General features: G+C 67.0%; 15 protein-coding genes. All 15 read left to right on the top strand.

What is annotated here, in order from left to right; genetic code table 11:
* Positions 1 to 149 precede the first annotated feature (149 nt).
* The 15 genes from ACFVSU_RS15545 (at position 150) to rplX (ending at position 14,868) form a co-directional block, all read left to right on the top strand.
* Positions 150 to 6,149, top strand: a complete 6,000-nt coding sequence (locus ACFVSU_RS15545; RefSeq protein ID WP_387144686.1) for a SpaA isopeptide-forming pilin-related protein — start codon at positions 150 to 152, stop codon at positions 6,147 to 6,149.
* A gap of 556 nt (positions 6,150 to 6,705) precedes the next feature.
* On the top strand, positions 6,706 to 8,313 hold the full coding sequence (locus ACFVSU_RS15540) for a hypothetical protein (protein WP_387144683.1): 1,608 nt from the start codon (positions 6,706 to 6,708) through the stop codon (positions 8,311 to 8,313).
* A gap of 478 nt (positions 8,314 to 8,791) precedes the next feature.
* Complete coding sequence (rpsJ, locus tag ACFVSU_RS15535) at positions 8,792 to 9,100, top strand: 30S ribosomal protein S10 (protein ID WP_018171443.1); 309 nt, start codon at positions 8,792 to 8,794, stop codon at positions 9,098 to 9,100.
* A gap of 8 nt (positions 9,101 to 9,108) precedes the next feature.
* Positions 9,109 to 9,768, top strand: coding sequence for a 50S ribosomal protein L3 (gene rplC / locus ACFVSU_RS15530; RefSeq protein WP_045301481.1), 660 nt, complete (start codon positions 9,109 to 9,111; stop codon positions 9,766 to 9,768).
* A 4-nt stretch (positions 9,769 to 9,772) separates the two neighbouring features.
* Positions 9,773 to 10,435, top strand: a complete 663-nt coding sequence (gene rplD, locus ACFVSU_RS15525) for a 50S ribosomal protein L4 (RefSeq protein WP_387144677.1) — start codon at positions 9,773 to 9,775, stop codon at positions 10,433 to 10,435.
* Positions 10,432 to 10,731, top strand: coding sequence for a 50S ribosomal protein L23 (rplW, locus tag ACFVSU_RS15520; protein ID WP_310288349.1), 300 nt, complete (start codon positions 10,432 to 10,434; stop codon positions 10,729 to 10,731). The genes rplD and rplW overlap by 4 nt, the downstream gene beginning before the upstream one ends.
* Before the next feature lie 24 nt (positions 10,732 to 10,755).
* Positions 10,756 to 11,595: a 50S ribosomal protein L2 gene (rplB, locus tag ACFVSU_RS15515; protein WP_045301487.1), complete on the top strand. Its 840-nt coding sequence runs from the start codon at positions 10,756 to 10,758 to the stop codon at positions 11,593 to 11,595.
* Positions 11,596 to 11,607: 12 nt separating this feature from the next.
* Complete coding sequence (gene rpsS / locus ACFVSU_RS15510; RefSeq protein ID WP_045275479.1) at positions 11,608 to 11,889, top strand: 30S ribosomal protein S19; 282 nt, start codon at positions 11,608 to 11,610, stop codon at positions 11,887 to 11,889.
* 22 nt (positions 11,890 to 11,911) lie between these two features.
* Positions 11,912 to 12,310, top strand: a complete 399-nt coding sequence (rplV, locus tag ACFVSU_RS15505; RefSeq protein ID WP_310288351.1) for a 50S ribosomal protein L22 — start codon at positions 11,912 to 11,914, stop codon at positions 12,308 to 12,310.
* Positions 12,310 to 13,092, top strand: a complete 783-nt coding sequence (rpsC, locus tag ACFVSU_RS15500) for a 30S ribosomal protein S3 (protein WP_045301490.1) — start codon at positions 12,310 to 12,312, stop codon at positions 13,090 to 13,092. Before rplV ends, rpsC begins: the two co-directional genes overlap by 1 nt.
* A complete protein-coding gene (gene rplP / locus ACFVSU_RS15495; protein ID WP_018171451.1) occupies positions 13,092 to 13,511 on the top strand; it encodes a 50S ribosomal protein L16 in 420 nt (139 codons plus the stop codon). The genes rpsC and rplP overlap by 1 nt, the downstream gene beginning before the upstream one ends.
* Entirely contained in the window at positions 13,511 to 13,825 is a 315-nt protein-coding gene (gene rpmC, locus ACFVSU_RS15490) for a 50S ribosomal protein L29 (protein WP_045301493.1), read from the top strand. Before rplP ends, rpmC begins: the two co-directional genes overlap by 1 nt.
* The gene (gene rpsQ / locus ACFVSU_RS15485; RefSeq protein WP_056371390.1) at positions 13,825 to 14,139 is read left to right on the top strand and encodes a 30S ribosomal protein S17; all 315 of its coding nucleotides are present in this window, start codon (positions 13,825 to 13,827) and stop codon (positions 14,137 to 14,139) included. Before rpmC ends, rpsQ begins: the two co-directional genes overlap by 1 nt.
* Positions 14,136 to 14,504, top strand: a complete 369-nt coding sequence (rplN, locus tag ACFVSU_RS15480) for a 50S ribosomal protein L14 (protein ID WP_056371389.1) — start codon at positions 14,136 to 14,138, stop codon at positions 14,502 to 14,504. Before rpsQ ends, rplN begins: the two co-directional genes overlap by 4 nt.
* Before the next feature lie 4 nt (positions 14,505 to 14,508).
* Entirely contained in the window at positions 14,509 to 14,868 is a 360-nt protein-coding gene (gene rplX, locus ACFVSU_RS15475) for a 50S ribosomal protein L24 (RefSeq protein WP_310288358.1), read from the top strand.
* Positions 14,869 to 14,870 lie beyond the last annotated feature (2 nt).

Below are 14,870 nucleotides of genomic sequence, written 5' to 3'. Positions count from 1 at the left end.
CGTTTCGGCTCGTGTTTGGGGAGATAGCCGAACCTTGGGGACTTGGGATCCCTCGGTTCTTGGGTTCATCAACTCACAGCGAGTCGTCACGTGCTGGGAGGGGCCTCTACTTGGGGCACCCTGTGTCGATTCGACCAAGGGTGAAGTTGATGTTCAGTCGTACTTTCGTGCGCGCCTCGAAGTCTGAGGGTCCGCGCCGCCGCATGCGTCAGGAGCGGACTGAGGAGCGACGTATCGCGCTCCAGAACCGCTGGTACGTGGGAGGACTCGCCGCGATCGTGGCGAGTTCTCTTGTGTTCTCGGGGATGTCCCCGGCATCGGCGGAGGAGGTGACCACCCCCGACCCCGCCGCCACCGCAGAGGCGACGACGACGGACACGACATCGACGGATGCTGCGCCTCCGCCGCCTGCGGAAGAGCCGGCCGCGGCGGAGCCCGCTGCCGAAGAACCGGCGGCAGCACCCGACGCGACCGCGCCCGAGGCCGACGCGCCGCTGACGGCGCTCGCGGCGCCGGTCGCCGAGCCCGAGATCGCCGCGTTCGCGCTGCCCTGCACGGCCTGGCCCGTCGCGGGATCGCCCCTTGGCGGCTTCGAGATCGATGGCAACCTGTGCCTGAACGGCGCGGGCACCAAGGACTGGGAGAACGTCGGCGGACAGCCCGTCGCGAACGACGGCTACGGCGACGCGACCCAGTTCACGCAGGGCTCCAAGGAGAGCAACTGGCCGTGGAGCGCCGGACAGATCGGCGGCAACGGTGTCGCGCCCGGCAAGACCGACATCGGCAACGTCTACGCATACACGCAGACCGTCGGAGGCCACGTCTTCGCGTACCTCGGGTTCGAACGCGAGGTGAACAACGGCTCGGTGTCCTACCACGTCGAGCTCAACCAGAAGCCGAACACGTTGGGCCCGACACCGGACCGGTCCGTCAACGACCTGAGGCTGACGATCGAGCAGAACGGCAACAACACGATCTCTCTCGTCGGTGCCGATCGATGGAACGGAACCGCATGGGTCTCGCTGGGCACCCTCTCCGGCTTCGTGGGCCAGGTCAACCAGGGCCAGATCGAGAACCTCGCAGGCGACGTCCTCGAGCCGGGTGAGTTCGCGGAGATGGGCATCGATCTGACGGTCCTCTTCGGCAACGCCGGCTGCAGCGGCAACTACGGCGTGCTCAACGTCCGCTCCAGCTCCTCGCCCGAGGACACGTCATCGCTGGCCGACTGGATCAAGCCGGTCGCCGCGAACGTCCCGTCGACCTGCTCGACCCTGACGATCCTCAAGACCGACATGGGCGGCACGCCGCTCGCAGGTGCTAAGTTCAGCATTACGCCGAACCCGACCACGGGAACCGGCTCCACGACCGGCACGACCGACGCCAACGGCAAGATCGTGTTCAACGGGAACGTGCAGCCCGGCACCTACACGGTGACCGAGACCGAGGCTCCCGCGGGCTACCTGCTCGACTCGACGCCGCAGCAGGTGACGTTCGGTGACAATGCCGAGTCGAAGACCCTCACGTTCAAGGATCCGCTCGGTTCGGGCGCCTGGGTCAAGCGCGCGGGTGACGCGAACGGCGCCCTGCTCGGCGGAGCGACCTTCTCGCTCGCTGCAACCAGTGGTCCGGCCGCCGCGGCGCCGTGGGCGGCGACCTTCCCCAAGACGGTCGTCGACAACGGTGCGAACGACGCCGACCCCGTGGCCGGCCAGATCAAGGTCGTGGACCTGCCGATCGGCGTCTACTCGGTGACCGAGACGGCAGCGCCCGCCGGCTACGTGCTGGACCCGTCGGCGAAGACCTTCGCGGTCACGCAGGCGGCGCCGAACGCGACCATCTCGACCCCGTTCGTCAACATCCCGTACGCGACGGTCACCCTCACCAAGGACTGGGTCAACTCGTTCGACGGTGACAAGGCCGACCTGGCGATCGGTGGCGCCGCCACCAAGACGGGCACGTCGACGGCGCCGACGGACGGTCCCGTGCTCTCCGTGAGTGTTGCGCCGGGTGCGAGCCTGAATCTGTCCGAGGTGCTGAACGCGCAGAACAGAGGCCTCTACACCTCCGTTCTCTCGTGCGTCGGTGCGTCGGTGTCGGACAACACCGGCTTGACCGGATCCATCACGGTGCCCGCCTACCCCGCGTCGGCGAACGGTGTGCAGTGCACGTTCACGAACACGGCCAAGACGCGCGACGTGAAGCTGCAGAAGCAGTGGGTCGACGCGTTCCAGGGCGACTCCGCTCAGCTGTCGCTGACCGGCGATGCGGACGGCGCCAAGAGCACCGCGACCGGCGCTGTCGGATCGCAGCTCGACACCGTGAACGTCGCAAAGGCCACCGTCCGCGTCGGTGAGACGGTGAACTTCGGCGAGGCGCTCACCGCTCCGAGCGGCGCCGCCTACGGCACCACGTTCTCGTGCACGCCGACCGTGACGCTCACCGGCTCCGATAAGGCGTACACGCTGGACCGCATGCCGAACGCCGACGTCGTCTGCACCTTCACCAACACGGCGCAGAAGGCGACGGTCACGCTGAAGAAGCAGTGGGTGGACGCCTTCGAGGGCGACTCCGCGATCCTCGGCATCGCCGCCCCTCCGGCGCTGGACGTCATCGAGGCGGTGGCACCCGAGGGTGACGGCACCTCGCCGCAGACCGCGACTCTGCAGGTGCGGATCGGCGAGAAAGTGGCCCTGGGCGAGACGCTCGACGACGACAACCAGGGTGACTACACCTCTACCTGGTCGTGCGATGACGGCACCAGCGGCACCGGTACCCAGCTCGGTCAGATCACCGTCACCAAGTCGGTCGTGTGCACCATCGTGAACACGGCGAAGACGATCCAGGTCACGGTGAACAAGACGTGGGACAACGCCTTCGGCGGCGACACCGCCCAGCTCGGGGTCAACGGCACGACCGAGACGTCGACTGCCGGCACCGCCGGTCAGCTCATCGTCAACGAGACCGACGCCCCCGTCGTGACCGAGACGGTCCGCGTCGGTGACCAGGTGAACATCGCCGAGACGCTGAACACCGCAGGCAACCGTGGCTCGTACACGTCGAGCTACGTCTGCACCGGTACGGAGGCATCGGGGCAGGGCACCACGATCCCGGAGTTCGAGGCCACGTCGGCGAACGTCAGCTGCACGTTCACGAACACCGCCGTGAAGGTCGGCGTCCTGCTCAAGAAGAACTGGATCGACGCCCTCACCGGTGACAAGACCTCGCTCTCGGTGACGCCGGAGTCGGGGCCGATCGCGACGGCGCTCTCGACGATGCTGGCGAACTCGCCGAAGGACTTCCTCGACGACATCAACGTCGTCGGGCTCCAGGTCCGCATCGGCGCGGTGCTGCCGATGAAGGAGGTCCTCACGGCGAACGGCACGTACGCCTCGGCCTTCTCCTGCTCCGCTGGTGAGACCACGGCGGTCGGCGTCGACGGTCGCGCGTTCACCCTCAAGGTGACGGGCGCCGCCATCTGCCGGTTCATCAACGCCTCGCAGACGGCGCACCTCACGGTCGTCAAGAGCTGGGTGAACAGCCAGGACGGCGACAGCGCCGCCCTGTCGGTCACCGGCGGCGCGACCGGTGCGGCGACCTCGAACACCGACGGCGGCACCTTCACCGACCTCGACAACACGATCAGCGCCGAGGCGACGATCGGTCAGACGGTGAACGTCAAGGAGATCGTGAGCGTCGAGCACGGTGACGCCTCCGACTACACGTCGACGCTGGTCTGCACCAGCGGAGAGACGGTGGTCTTCACCGGCAGCGCGCGCGAAGGCTCGTTCACGATGCCCGGCGCGCCGGTGACCTGCACGTTCACGAACACGGCGGAACTGCCGTCGATCGCGCTGGTCAAGATCGTCTCGGGCGCTCCCGGGGTCGAAGACACGAACTGGCAGCTGATCGCCGCACCCCAGATCGGGCCCGCGGTGACGAACCTGGCAGGCGGCGACGTCGTCAAGACGAACGTCGTGGCGGGGGTACCCTTCGTCCTCTCGGAGGACCTGATCGGGGACTTCCCGGGCTCGAACGAGTTCGCGGCCGGGCTGTGGTCCTGCCTCAACGAGGACGGACAGGTCGCCCTGACGGACAGCACGCCGGGGAAGGCAGACCTGCGTGGCCTCGACAAGGGCGAGAACGTGGTGTGCACCATCGTCAACTCGCACGTCGATCAGGGCTTCACGGTTGAGAAGACGGCGACAGGGTCGACCCAGCACGAGGACGGAAGCTGGACCGTGACCTACGACATCCGGGTCCACAACAACAGCGTCGTCGTGCCGATCACGTACGACCTGTCCGACACGCTCGACGCTCCGGCCGACGGCGTCTCCTACACGGGGGCATCGTGGACTGGGCCCACCACCGGGTCGTTCGCGCTGCCGAGCCTCACTGCTCAGCTTGCGGATGGCGAGGTCGCGCCGCCGTTCAACGGCGATGCCGACCCGGAGGGGTCCAACGACCCTGTCTACTCGGTGTCGGTGAATGTCGAGGTCAGTGCGATCCCGGAGGACCCCAACCCCTGCGACGCCGAGGTGACCGAGGGTATCGGCATCGTCAACACGGCGTACCTCACGGTCGGCGAGGTCACGGAGGATGACAGCGCGTGTGGCACCGTCCACTATGACGATGTCTCTATCCTGAAGACGGCGACCAACCTGCCCGAGCCGCCAGAGGGGGAGGAGCCCTGGGCCGAGGTGGGCGACACGTTCGACTACGTGCTCACCGTCACAAACAACGGCACCCGCGACGCCAAGGGCCTCGTGGTCACTGACCCGGTGCCCGCGCGGCTCCAGGTGACCGCAGTCGACCTTCCCGACGGCTGGGAGAACGTCAACGTTGGCGGGCTGGTCGGTCCCGGCAACACGCTCTCGGTCAGGATGAAGCCTGACACGACGCTCGGAGCCGGCGAATCGGTGGACATCACCGTGACCGTCGAGTTCCTGCCGCCGGACTACCCGGAGGGTGCGGAGGAGCCGCCGACGCCGATCGACTCGCTCGTGAACGAGGCCTGCGTCGAGGCTCCCCTCGACCAGGACCCGACGAACGACTGCTCCGAGAACGAGATCCCGGTGCACGAGATCACGGCGATCGTCTACACCACCTGTGTGGGCGACGCCCCGCTCCTGGGCTGGACGATCTCCAAGTCGGGCACGCTGCTGGACGACCCGATCGACTTCCTGTGGACGCCGGACTCCCTCGAGCCGACGACCGACCCGCAGGAGATCGCGATCACCCAGCCCGGTGGCACGTCGACCTGGAGTGACCTGATCGACTGGCCCGGCACCGCGTTCACGCCGTCGGGTGTCTCGATCGACTACCCGGGATGGCGACCACTCCAGGCGTCGGACTACGGCCCCAACGGTGGGTACATCAACCCGGAGAACGGCATTGAGTACGCACCGGCGGATGCAGGGGACTTCGTCTTCAACGGGTTGATCCTCGACCCGAGCGAGCTGGACTACTCGTGGCGTCTGCTGTCGACGGTGACCTTCTCGGTCAACCCGACGCTCGAGTTCTCGGTGGAGTACCCGCCGGCGAGCCCCGAGTGCTTCGTGGCGCGTCACTCGGACGTCCAGATCGAGAAGACGGCGAGCGTCGAGAAGACTGAGCCCGGTAAGTCGTTCACCTACACCCTTGCGGTGGAGAACATGAGCGACGACTCGGCCGCCGAAGGGGTCGTGGTCACCGACGACATCCCGGCCGACATCAAGATCACGGACGTGACGTGGCCCGGCAAGGGCGACGACGCGGTGTTCCCAAATTGGGAGTCGTGTGCGGTGGCGGGGCAGGACGGATCGGGCTACGGCGGAACGCTCACCTGCGTCCTCTTTGGACCGCTGCAGCCGCAGGGTGCGAACGACTCGCCGTCGGCGGCTCCGACCATCACCCTCGCGGCGACGGTGAACCCGGCGTCCAAGAGCAGTTCGATCACCAACGTGGCGGTCGTGGACTACCACACCTTCGGTGACCCGGACGACCCGGGCCGTGACTCGGACGACGCCGTCGTCCTGCTCTCGGCACTGCCGGCGACGGGTGGCGAGCTGCCGCCGCTCCTGGTGATCCTCGGCCTGCTCGCTCTGCTCGGAGGCACGGCGATGCTGATCGTCACCCGCCGCCGTCGTGGAGAGGCCAAGGCCACCATCTGACCGACCGTGTGAGAGAGCGGGACCGCCCCAAGGCCCGCTCTCTCACCCGACTCCGGCGCGCCTCTTCGGGCCGGACGTTCGAGCCCCTCGCACCCCAAAGGCGAGGGGCTCGTTCGCGCGACGGCACCTATATAAGAGGAATGGATGCCTCAGCCTGCAGCATCCGTCCCGCGCGCCGATTTCGCGCATCCGGGCGTGTCGCGATAGCCTGCACGAACGGCGGTTCTCCGCCTGTTCCGCAACCTTCGGGAAGGGCGCGGAACCCGGATCCCATTCGGCCCGAACCGCGTGAGGTCTGACACCCGTTCCCCCGACGGGTGAATGGTGCGCCCCCGTGCACCGAAGGAACGCGGTGCCCCCGTGCCGCAGAAGTACCGACGTGCCCCCGCACGTCGCTGGGATGTACGGCGCGCTCTGCGCGTCGCTGGGAAGTACGGCGCGCTCCGGCGTGCCGCTGGGATGAACGGTGTGCCTCGGTGCACCGCTGGGACGGCGCTTCGGCGCCGGTAAGGGGAGGAACGCTGTGCCTGCTTTGCGCAAGCGAACATGGAAAGCATTGGCTGGGGCGCTGGTCGCCGCCGCACTCGTGGTGGCACCTTTGGTGACCGCCGGAGCGACGGCCGCTGAGCCGGTGCTGAAGGGTGAGGTCGGAGTCCTGCAACCCTGGAGTTCGGACACCAACAAGACGTCGTACTGGGAGAAGCTCTACGCGGCCCACAAGGCGGTCTGCTACAAGTCCGAGGGCAACACCTCGCACGGCAAGATCACCGACGGCGGCAAGACGGTCACGCTCAAGCCGTTCGACCAGTCGTGGCCCGGTGACCACTGGGAGCTCCTTGTCGTCAAGGGCGGCAGTGTCTCGAACAACGTGATCGAGCACCCGAAGCCAGGCGTGGCCTACGCATCGCCGGTCAATGACGGTGGCAAGCAGTCCGACGTGTCGCACTGGATCGTGTGCAAGGGCACCACGCCCGAGACGCCGCCGGTGACGGTCGTTCCGGCGCTCGACTGGGATCCGGCCACCTGTGAGGTCGCGGGCGTTCTGCGCAAGAACGACGACGTGACCTGGACGTCGGTCAAGAACGACGACGGCACGACCACGTGGACGGCCACGCCGAAGACCGGCACCGTCTTCCCGGTCGGGGCGCGCGTCAGCTGGACCGTTCCGAATCTCGCCAAGCTCCCGCTGGACAGCGACGCCTGCCGCCCGGACCAGCCGAAAGCCGAGGAGACGGTCACTCCCGTCGAGATCATGACCTGCGAGAGCACGACGGTCCGGATCGAGACGACCACCGTCACCACGCCCTACGTGTGGAACGGCGAGGCGTGGGTGCCCGGCAAGTCCACGCAGTCGGTCGAGACGACCACGCGCGAGAAGACTCCCGCAGAGAAGATGGAGTGCCCGCTTCCTGCGGACGACACCGACACGGGTGAGTGGGAAGACGGCGAGTGGGTGTGCGGCGACACGACCGTGACCCAGACCCGCGAGGTCACCACGACGGTCTACTCGTACGACGAGAAGGGCGACGTCACGTCGACGACCGACCTGGAGACCGAGACGCAGACGCGCGAGCTCGAGTCCGATGAGATCGGAGAGGTCTGCGACCTGGTTCCCGGTGAGATCGAGTCCGTCTGCGTGGGTGATGTTCCGTTCCTCGGCTACGAGGTCACGCTGCCCGAGGGCTTCGAGACGGACGACGAGACGCCCGTCACCATCACCTTCGTCAACCCCGACGGCGAGAACTACGTCGTGCCGGGCACGCACCCGCTCAGCAGCGTCGTCCTGTGGCCGGGCGCCTCGAACGGCACGCCGAAGATGTGGCCGGGCTGGGAGCTCGTGAACGGCGAGTACGTGAAGACCGATGGAAACTTCGACTGGACCCGCAACGGCGTCACCGTGCGCTTCGAGGTGAACCCGTCGTACGAGACCGAGGTCGAGTACCCCGCGGCCAGCGCGCTGTGCGCGAACCCGCCCGTGGGCGGCGGCGACGACCCGTCGACCCCGACCACCGGCACGCCGGCATCGTCCAACCCTGAGGCCCTCGCGGTCACGGGTGGCGGTATCAGCCCGATGTTCGCTGTCGCGGGTGGTGCCGTGCTCCTCGCCGGCATCGCAGCGGTCGCCTTCGCGGCCTACCGTCGCCGCCACGCGAGCGCGGAGTGACGCCTTAACAGATAGGTAGAAAGGGCGGTCGCGCACAGCGCGACCGCCCTTTCGCATGAGGGCGCAGCATCCGTCCTGCGAACCCTCCTGAGAAACGACCGAGCATACCCGCGTCGCGACACGCCCGAGTTTGCGACACGCCCGGGCTGCACGTAGACTAGTGAGGTTCCACATTCCGACGCCCCTCTTGGCGTGCGCCGGATCACTGCCAGGGCAGTGCATAGGCAGCGCATAAGCGCAGGGTCCTAGGCCGCGGGCAGCAGAACCACCACATCACGATTCCACCTCGGGCGGAGCTTTGCTTCGCGCGCGGGGGAGGACGGATGCCGGGACGCGGCGCTTCGGCGCGGCACCCGGATTGACAGCAGAACAGCGGTGCAGCACGCACTGCGAAAGCGGTGCAGAAGTGCCATGGCGCTTTGCGCCACGTGCGTCCAATGCCACAGGGGTATGACGCGAGAAAGAGAGTGAGCAGACAATGGCGGGACAGAAGATCCGCATTCGCCTGAAGTCGTACGACCACGAGGTCATCGACTCGTCGGCCCGGAAGATCGTCGACACCGTGACCCGTGCGGGCGCGACGGTCGTGGGCCCCGTGCCCCTTCCGACGGAGAAGAACGTGATCGCCGTGATCCGTTCTCCCCACAAGTACAAGGACAGCCGCGAGCACTTCGAGATGCGCACCCACAAGCGTCTGATCGACATCATCGATCCGACGCCCAAGGCTGTCGACTCGCTCATGCGCCTCGACCTCCCGGCCGATGTCAACATCGAGATCAAGCTCTGAGGTTCGACATGGCTGACATCAACAACAAGGTTTCCAAGGGCCTGCTGGGCACCAAGCTCGGCATGACCCAGGTCTGGGATGAGAACGGCAAGCTCGTTCCCGTCACCGTCATCGAGATCGCCCCGAACGTGGTCACCCAGGTTCGCACCCCCGAGAAGGACGGCTACAAGGCCGTGCAGATCGGCTACGGGCAGATCGACCCCCGCAAGGTGAACCAGCCCCTCACGGCCCACTTCGAGGCCGCGGGTGTCACCCCGCGCCGTCACCTCACCGAGATCCGCACCGCGGACGCCGCTGACTACTCACTCGGTCAGGAGCTCACGGTGGACGGCACGTTCGAGGCCGGCCAGCTGGTCGACGTCGTCGGCACCAGCAAGGGCAAGGGCACCGCGGGTGTCATGAAGCGCCACAACTTCAAGGGCGTCTCCGCTTCGCACGGTGCGCACCGCAACCACCGCAAGCCCGGCTCGATCGGCGCCTCGTCGACCCCGAGCCGCGTCTTCAAGGGCATGCGCATGGCCGGCCGTATGGGTGGCGAGCGCGTGACCGTCCTCAACCTCAAGGTGCACGCCATCGACGCCGAGAAGGGTCTGCTGCTCGTCAAGGGCGCCGTCCCCGGTGCTCGCGGCCGCATCGTCTACGTCCGCAACGCAGTGAAGGGTGCCTGATCTCATGGCTGACTCGACTCTCGCGCTCGACGTCGTGAAGGCAGACGGCAAGAAGGCTGGTTCCGTCCAGCTTCCCGCCGAGCTCTTCGACGTCAAGACGAACATCCCGCTCATCCACCAGGTCGTCGTCGCGCAGCTCGCGGCGGCTCGCCAGGGCACTCACTCGACCAAGCGTCGCGGTGAGGTCTCGGGCGCCGGCCGCAAGCCCTTCAAGCAGAAGGGCACGGGTAACGCCCGCCAGGGCTCGATCCGCGCGCCGCACATGACCGGTGGTGGCATCGTCCACGGTCCGAAGCCGCGCGACTACTCGCAGCGCACCCCCAAGAAGATGATCGCCGCCGCCCTGCTGGGCGCGCTCAGCGACCGTGCTCGCGGTGAGCGCCTCCACGTCGTGGAGTCGTTCGCGATCGAGGGTGCCCCGTCGACCAAGGCCGCTGTCGCGGTCCTGACGGCACTCGGCGCCACCAAGAACGTGCTCGTGGTCGTGGACCGCTCGGACGACATCAGCGTCCTCAGCGTCCGCAACATCGCGTTCGCGCACGTGCTGCCGGCTGACCAGCTCAACGCCTACGACGTGCTCGTCTCGGACGACATCGTCTTCACCAAGGCCGCCTACGACGCGTTCGTCGCGTCGAAGAGCGCCGCCACCCAGGAGGTCTCGGCATGACGAACGTCAACAAGGACCCGCGCGACATCATCCTGAAGCCGGTCGTTTCGGAGAAGAGCTACGGGCTCATCGACGAGGGCAAGTACACCTTCCTCGTCGACCCCCGTGCCTCGAAGACCGAGATCAAGCTCGCCATCGAGAAGATCTTCGGCGTCAAGGTCGCAGCGGTCAACACGCTCAACCGCACGGGCAAGGCCCGTCGCACCCGCTTCGGCACGGGCAAGCGCAAGGACACCAAGCGCGCCATCGTGACCCTGAAGTCGGGCACCATCGACATCTTCACGGCAGTCGGCTGACGGTCGGGATAGAGGACTAGAGATATGGCTATTCGCAAGTACAAGCCCACGACCCCGGGTCGCCGCGGCTCGTCGGTGGCCGACTTCGCCGAGATCACCCGATCGACGCCTGAGAAGTCGCTCCTCCGCCCGCTCAGCAAGACCGGTGGCCGCAACAACCAGGGCCGCATCACCACGCGTCACATCGGTGGTGGCCACAAGCGTCAGTACCGCGTCATCGACTTCCGTCGTAACGACAAGGACGGCATCAACGCCAAGGTCGCTCACATCGAGTACGACCCCAACCGCACCGCGCGCATCGCGCTCCTGCACTACTTCGACGGCGAGAAGCGCTACATCATCGCGCCGAACAAGCTGTCGCAGGGCGACATCGTCGAGTCGGGTCCCTCGGCCGACATCAAGCCGGGCAACAACCTGCCGCTGAAGAACATCCCCACCGGTACCGTGATCCACGCGATCGAGCTCCGCCCCGGCGGCGGCGCGAAGCTGGCCCGCTCGGCCGGTGCGTCGGTTCGCCTCGTGGCGAAGGACGGCCCGTACGCCCAGCTGCGTCTGCCCTCGGGCGAGATCCGCAACGTCGACGCGCGCTGCCGCGCGACCGTCGGCGAGGTGGGCAACGCCGAGCAGTCGAACATCAACTGGGGCAAGGCCGGCCGTAACCGCTGGAAGGGCATCCGCCCGACCGTCCGCGGTGTCGCCATGAACCCGGTCGACCACCCGCACGGTGGTGGTGAGGGTAAGACCTCCGGTGGTCGTCACCCGGTTTCGCCGTGGGGTCAGGCCGAAGGCCGCACCCGTCACGCGAACAAGGAAAGCGACAAGTACATCGTCCGTCGTCGCAACGCCGGCAAGAAGCGGAAGTAGGAGTAGAGGAAGATGCCTCGCAGCCTTAAGAAGGGCCCCTTCGTCGACGAGCACCTGCTTCGCAAGGTCGTCGTCCAGAACGAAGCCGGCACCAAGAACGTCATCAAGACCTGGTCGCGCCGTTCGATGATCATCCCGGCGATGCTGGGTCACACCATCGCCGTGCACGACGGACGCAAGCACATCCCCGTGTTCGTGTCCGAGACCATGGTCGGCCACAAGCTGGGCGAGTTCGCGCCCACCCGCACCTTCCGCGGCCACGTGAAGGACGACAAGAAGGGCCGCCGCCGCTGACGCGGGGGCAGAGGAGAGAGAAATGGTGGAGTCCATCGCACGCGTGCGACACATCCGCGTGACCCCTCAGAAGGCTCGTCGTGTCGTTGCGCTCATCAAGGGCAAGCAGGCTGAGGAGGCCCTGGCCATCCTCAAGTTCGCACCGCAGGGTGCGAGCGAGCCGATCTACAAGCTCGTCGCCGCCGGCATCGCGAACGCTCGCGTCACGGCAGACAAGAACGGCGAGTACCTGGACGAGCAGGACCTGTACGTGAAGAACGCGTACGTCGACGAGGGCACGACGCTCAAGCGTTTCCAGCCCCGCGCGCAGGGTCGTGCCTTCCAGATCAAGAAGCGCACCAGCCACATCACCGTCGTGCTCTCGACCCCCGAGGTCGCGGAGACGGCGCCGGCTGCCAAGAGCAAGAAGGCGAGCAAGTAATGGGACAGAAAGTCCACCCGTACGGCTTCCGCCTCGGCATCACGACCGACCACGTGTCGCGTTGGTTCTCGGACTCGACGAAGCCCGGCCAGCGTTACGCCGACTACGTCGCCGAGGACATCCGCATCCGCAAGCTCCTGCAGACCCAGCTCGACCGGGCCGGCGTGAGCAACATCGAGATCGAGCGCACCCGTGACCGCGTTCGCGTCGACATCCACACCGCCCGCCCGGGCATCGTGATCGGTCGCCGCGGCGCCGAGGCCGAGCGCATCCGCGCCGACCTCGAGAAGCTCACCGGCAAGCAGATCCAGCTGAACATCCTCGAGGTCAAGAACCCCGAGGCCGACGCTCAGCTCGTCGCGCAGGGCATCGCCGAGCAGCTCACCGCTCGCGTGGCGTTCCGTCGCGCGATGCGCAAGGGCCTGCAGGGCGCTCAGCGCGCCGGCGCCAAGGGCGTCCGCATCCAGGTCTCCGGCCGCCTCGGCGGCGCCGAGATGAGCCGCTCGGAGTTCTACCGCGAGGGTCGTGTGCCGCTGCACACGCTGCGCGCGAACATCGACTACGGCTTCTACGAGGCGAAGACCACCTTCGGCCGCATCGGCGTGAAGGTCTGGATCTACAAGGGCGACCTCACCAACAAGGAGCTCGCTCGCGAGCAGGCCAACGCGCCGAAGTCGGACCGTCGTCGTGACGACCGTCGTGGCGGCCCGCGTGGCGACCGCGGCGAGCGTGGCGGCGACCGCCGCAACGAGGCCCCCGTGGCAGAAGGAGCGTCGGCGTAATGCTCATCCCCCGCAAGGTCAAGTACCGCAAGCAGCACCACCCCGGCCGCTCGGGCCAGGCCACCGGTGGCACCAAGGTGTCGTTCGGTGAGTTCGGCATCCAGGCCCTCACGCCCGCTTACGTGACGAACCGTCAGATCGAGTCCGCTCGTATCGCGATGACCCGTCACATCAAGCGTGGCGGCAAGGTGTGGATCAACATCTACCCCGACCGTCCGCTCACCAAGAAGCCGGCCGAAACCCGCATGGGTTCCGGTAAGGGTTCGCCCGAGTGGTGGGTCGCAAACGTCAAGCCGGGTCGCGTCCTCTTCGAGGTCGCCGGCGTCAACGAGGAACTCGCTCGTGAGGCCCTGACCCGTGCCATCCACAAGCTGCCTCTCAAGGCACGCATCATCAAGCGCGAGGAGGGCGACGCGTAATGGCGATCGGCACCAAGACGCTCGCCCCGAGCGAGCTCGACACGTTCGAAGACCAGCGCCTCGTCGAGGAGCTGCGCAAGGCCAAGGAAGAGCTGTTCAACCTGCGCTTCCAGTCGGCGACCGGCCAGCTCGAGAGCCACGGCCGCATCCGCGCGGTCAAGCGCGACATCGCGCGGCTCTACACCGTGATCCGTGAGCGCGAGCTCGGCATCCGTGCCACGCCCGCGCCGCTGGAGACCGCGACGAAGGCGAAGAAGACGAAGGCCAAGAAGGCGGATGCCGCTGACGAGGCCGCGAAGGAAGAGGCCGAGTGATGGCTGACAAGAAGCAGGCCGCTGAGGTCGAGCACGGCGAGCACGACGTTCGCGACGCCGACGCCCGTGGCTACCGCAAGGCCCGCCGTGGCTACGTCGTCAGCGACAAGATGGACAAGACCATCGTCGTCGAGGTCGAGGACCGCGTGAAGCACCCGCTCTACGGCAAGGTCATCCGCCGCACCTCCAAGGTGAAGGCGCACGACGAGACGAACTCCGCCGGCATCGGCGACCTCGTCCTCATCAACGAGACCCGCCCGCTCAGCGCCACCAAGCGCTGGCGTCTGGTCGAGATCCTGGAGAAGGCCAAGTGATTCAGAACGAGTCCCGCCTCAAGGTCGCCGACAACACGGGCGCCAAGGAGCTGCTCACCATCCGCGTTCTCGGTGGCTCGAACCGCCGTTACGCGGGTCTCGGTGACATCATCGTGGCCACCGTCAAGGACGCGATCCCGGGCGGCAACGTCAAGAAGGGCGACGTCGTCAAGGCCGTCGTCGTTCGCACCAAGAAGGAGACCCGTCGTCCCGACGGTTCGTACATCAAGTTCGACGAGAACGCCGCCGTCATCCTGAAGAACGACGGGGAGCCCCGCGGCACCCGCATCTTCGGACCGGTCGGTCGTGAGCTTCGTGACAAGAAGTTCATGAAGATCGTCTCGCTCGCACCGGAGGTGATCTGACCCCATGGCCAAGATCAAGAAGGGTGACCTGGTTCAGGTCATCACGGGCAAGAAGCAGGACAAGGGCGGCGACCGCGGCAAGCAGGGCAAGGTCCTCGAGATCTTCGCCGAGCAGAACCGCGTGATCGTCGAAGGCGTCAACTTCGTCACGAAGCACAACCGTGTCGGTCAGTCGCAGCGCGGCACCAAGACGGGCGGCATCGAGACGATGGAAGCCCCCATCCACATCTCCAACGTCCAGGTCGTCGACCCCTCGACCAAGAAGCCGACCCGCGTCGGCCACCGTGTCGAGGAGCAGACCAAGGACGGCGTGAAGCGCACCGTCCGCGTGCGCTACGCGAAGAAGTCAGGCAAGGACCTCTGAAC

This window comes from Microbacterium sp. NPDC058062 (assembly GCF_042885375.1).
GTDB lineage: Bacteria > Actinomycetota > Actinomycetes > Actinomycetales > Microbacteriaceae > Microbacterium > Microbacterium trichothecenolyticum_C.
The sequence above is the reverse complement of the archived record's forward strand: the minus strand, read 5'-3'. Positions and strand labels throughout refer to the sequence as shown.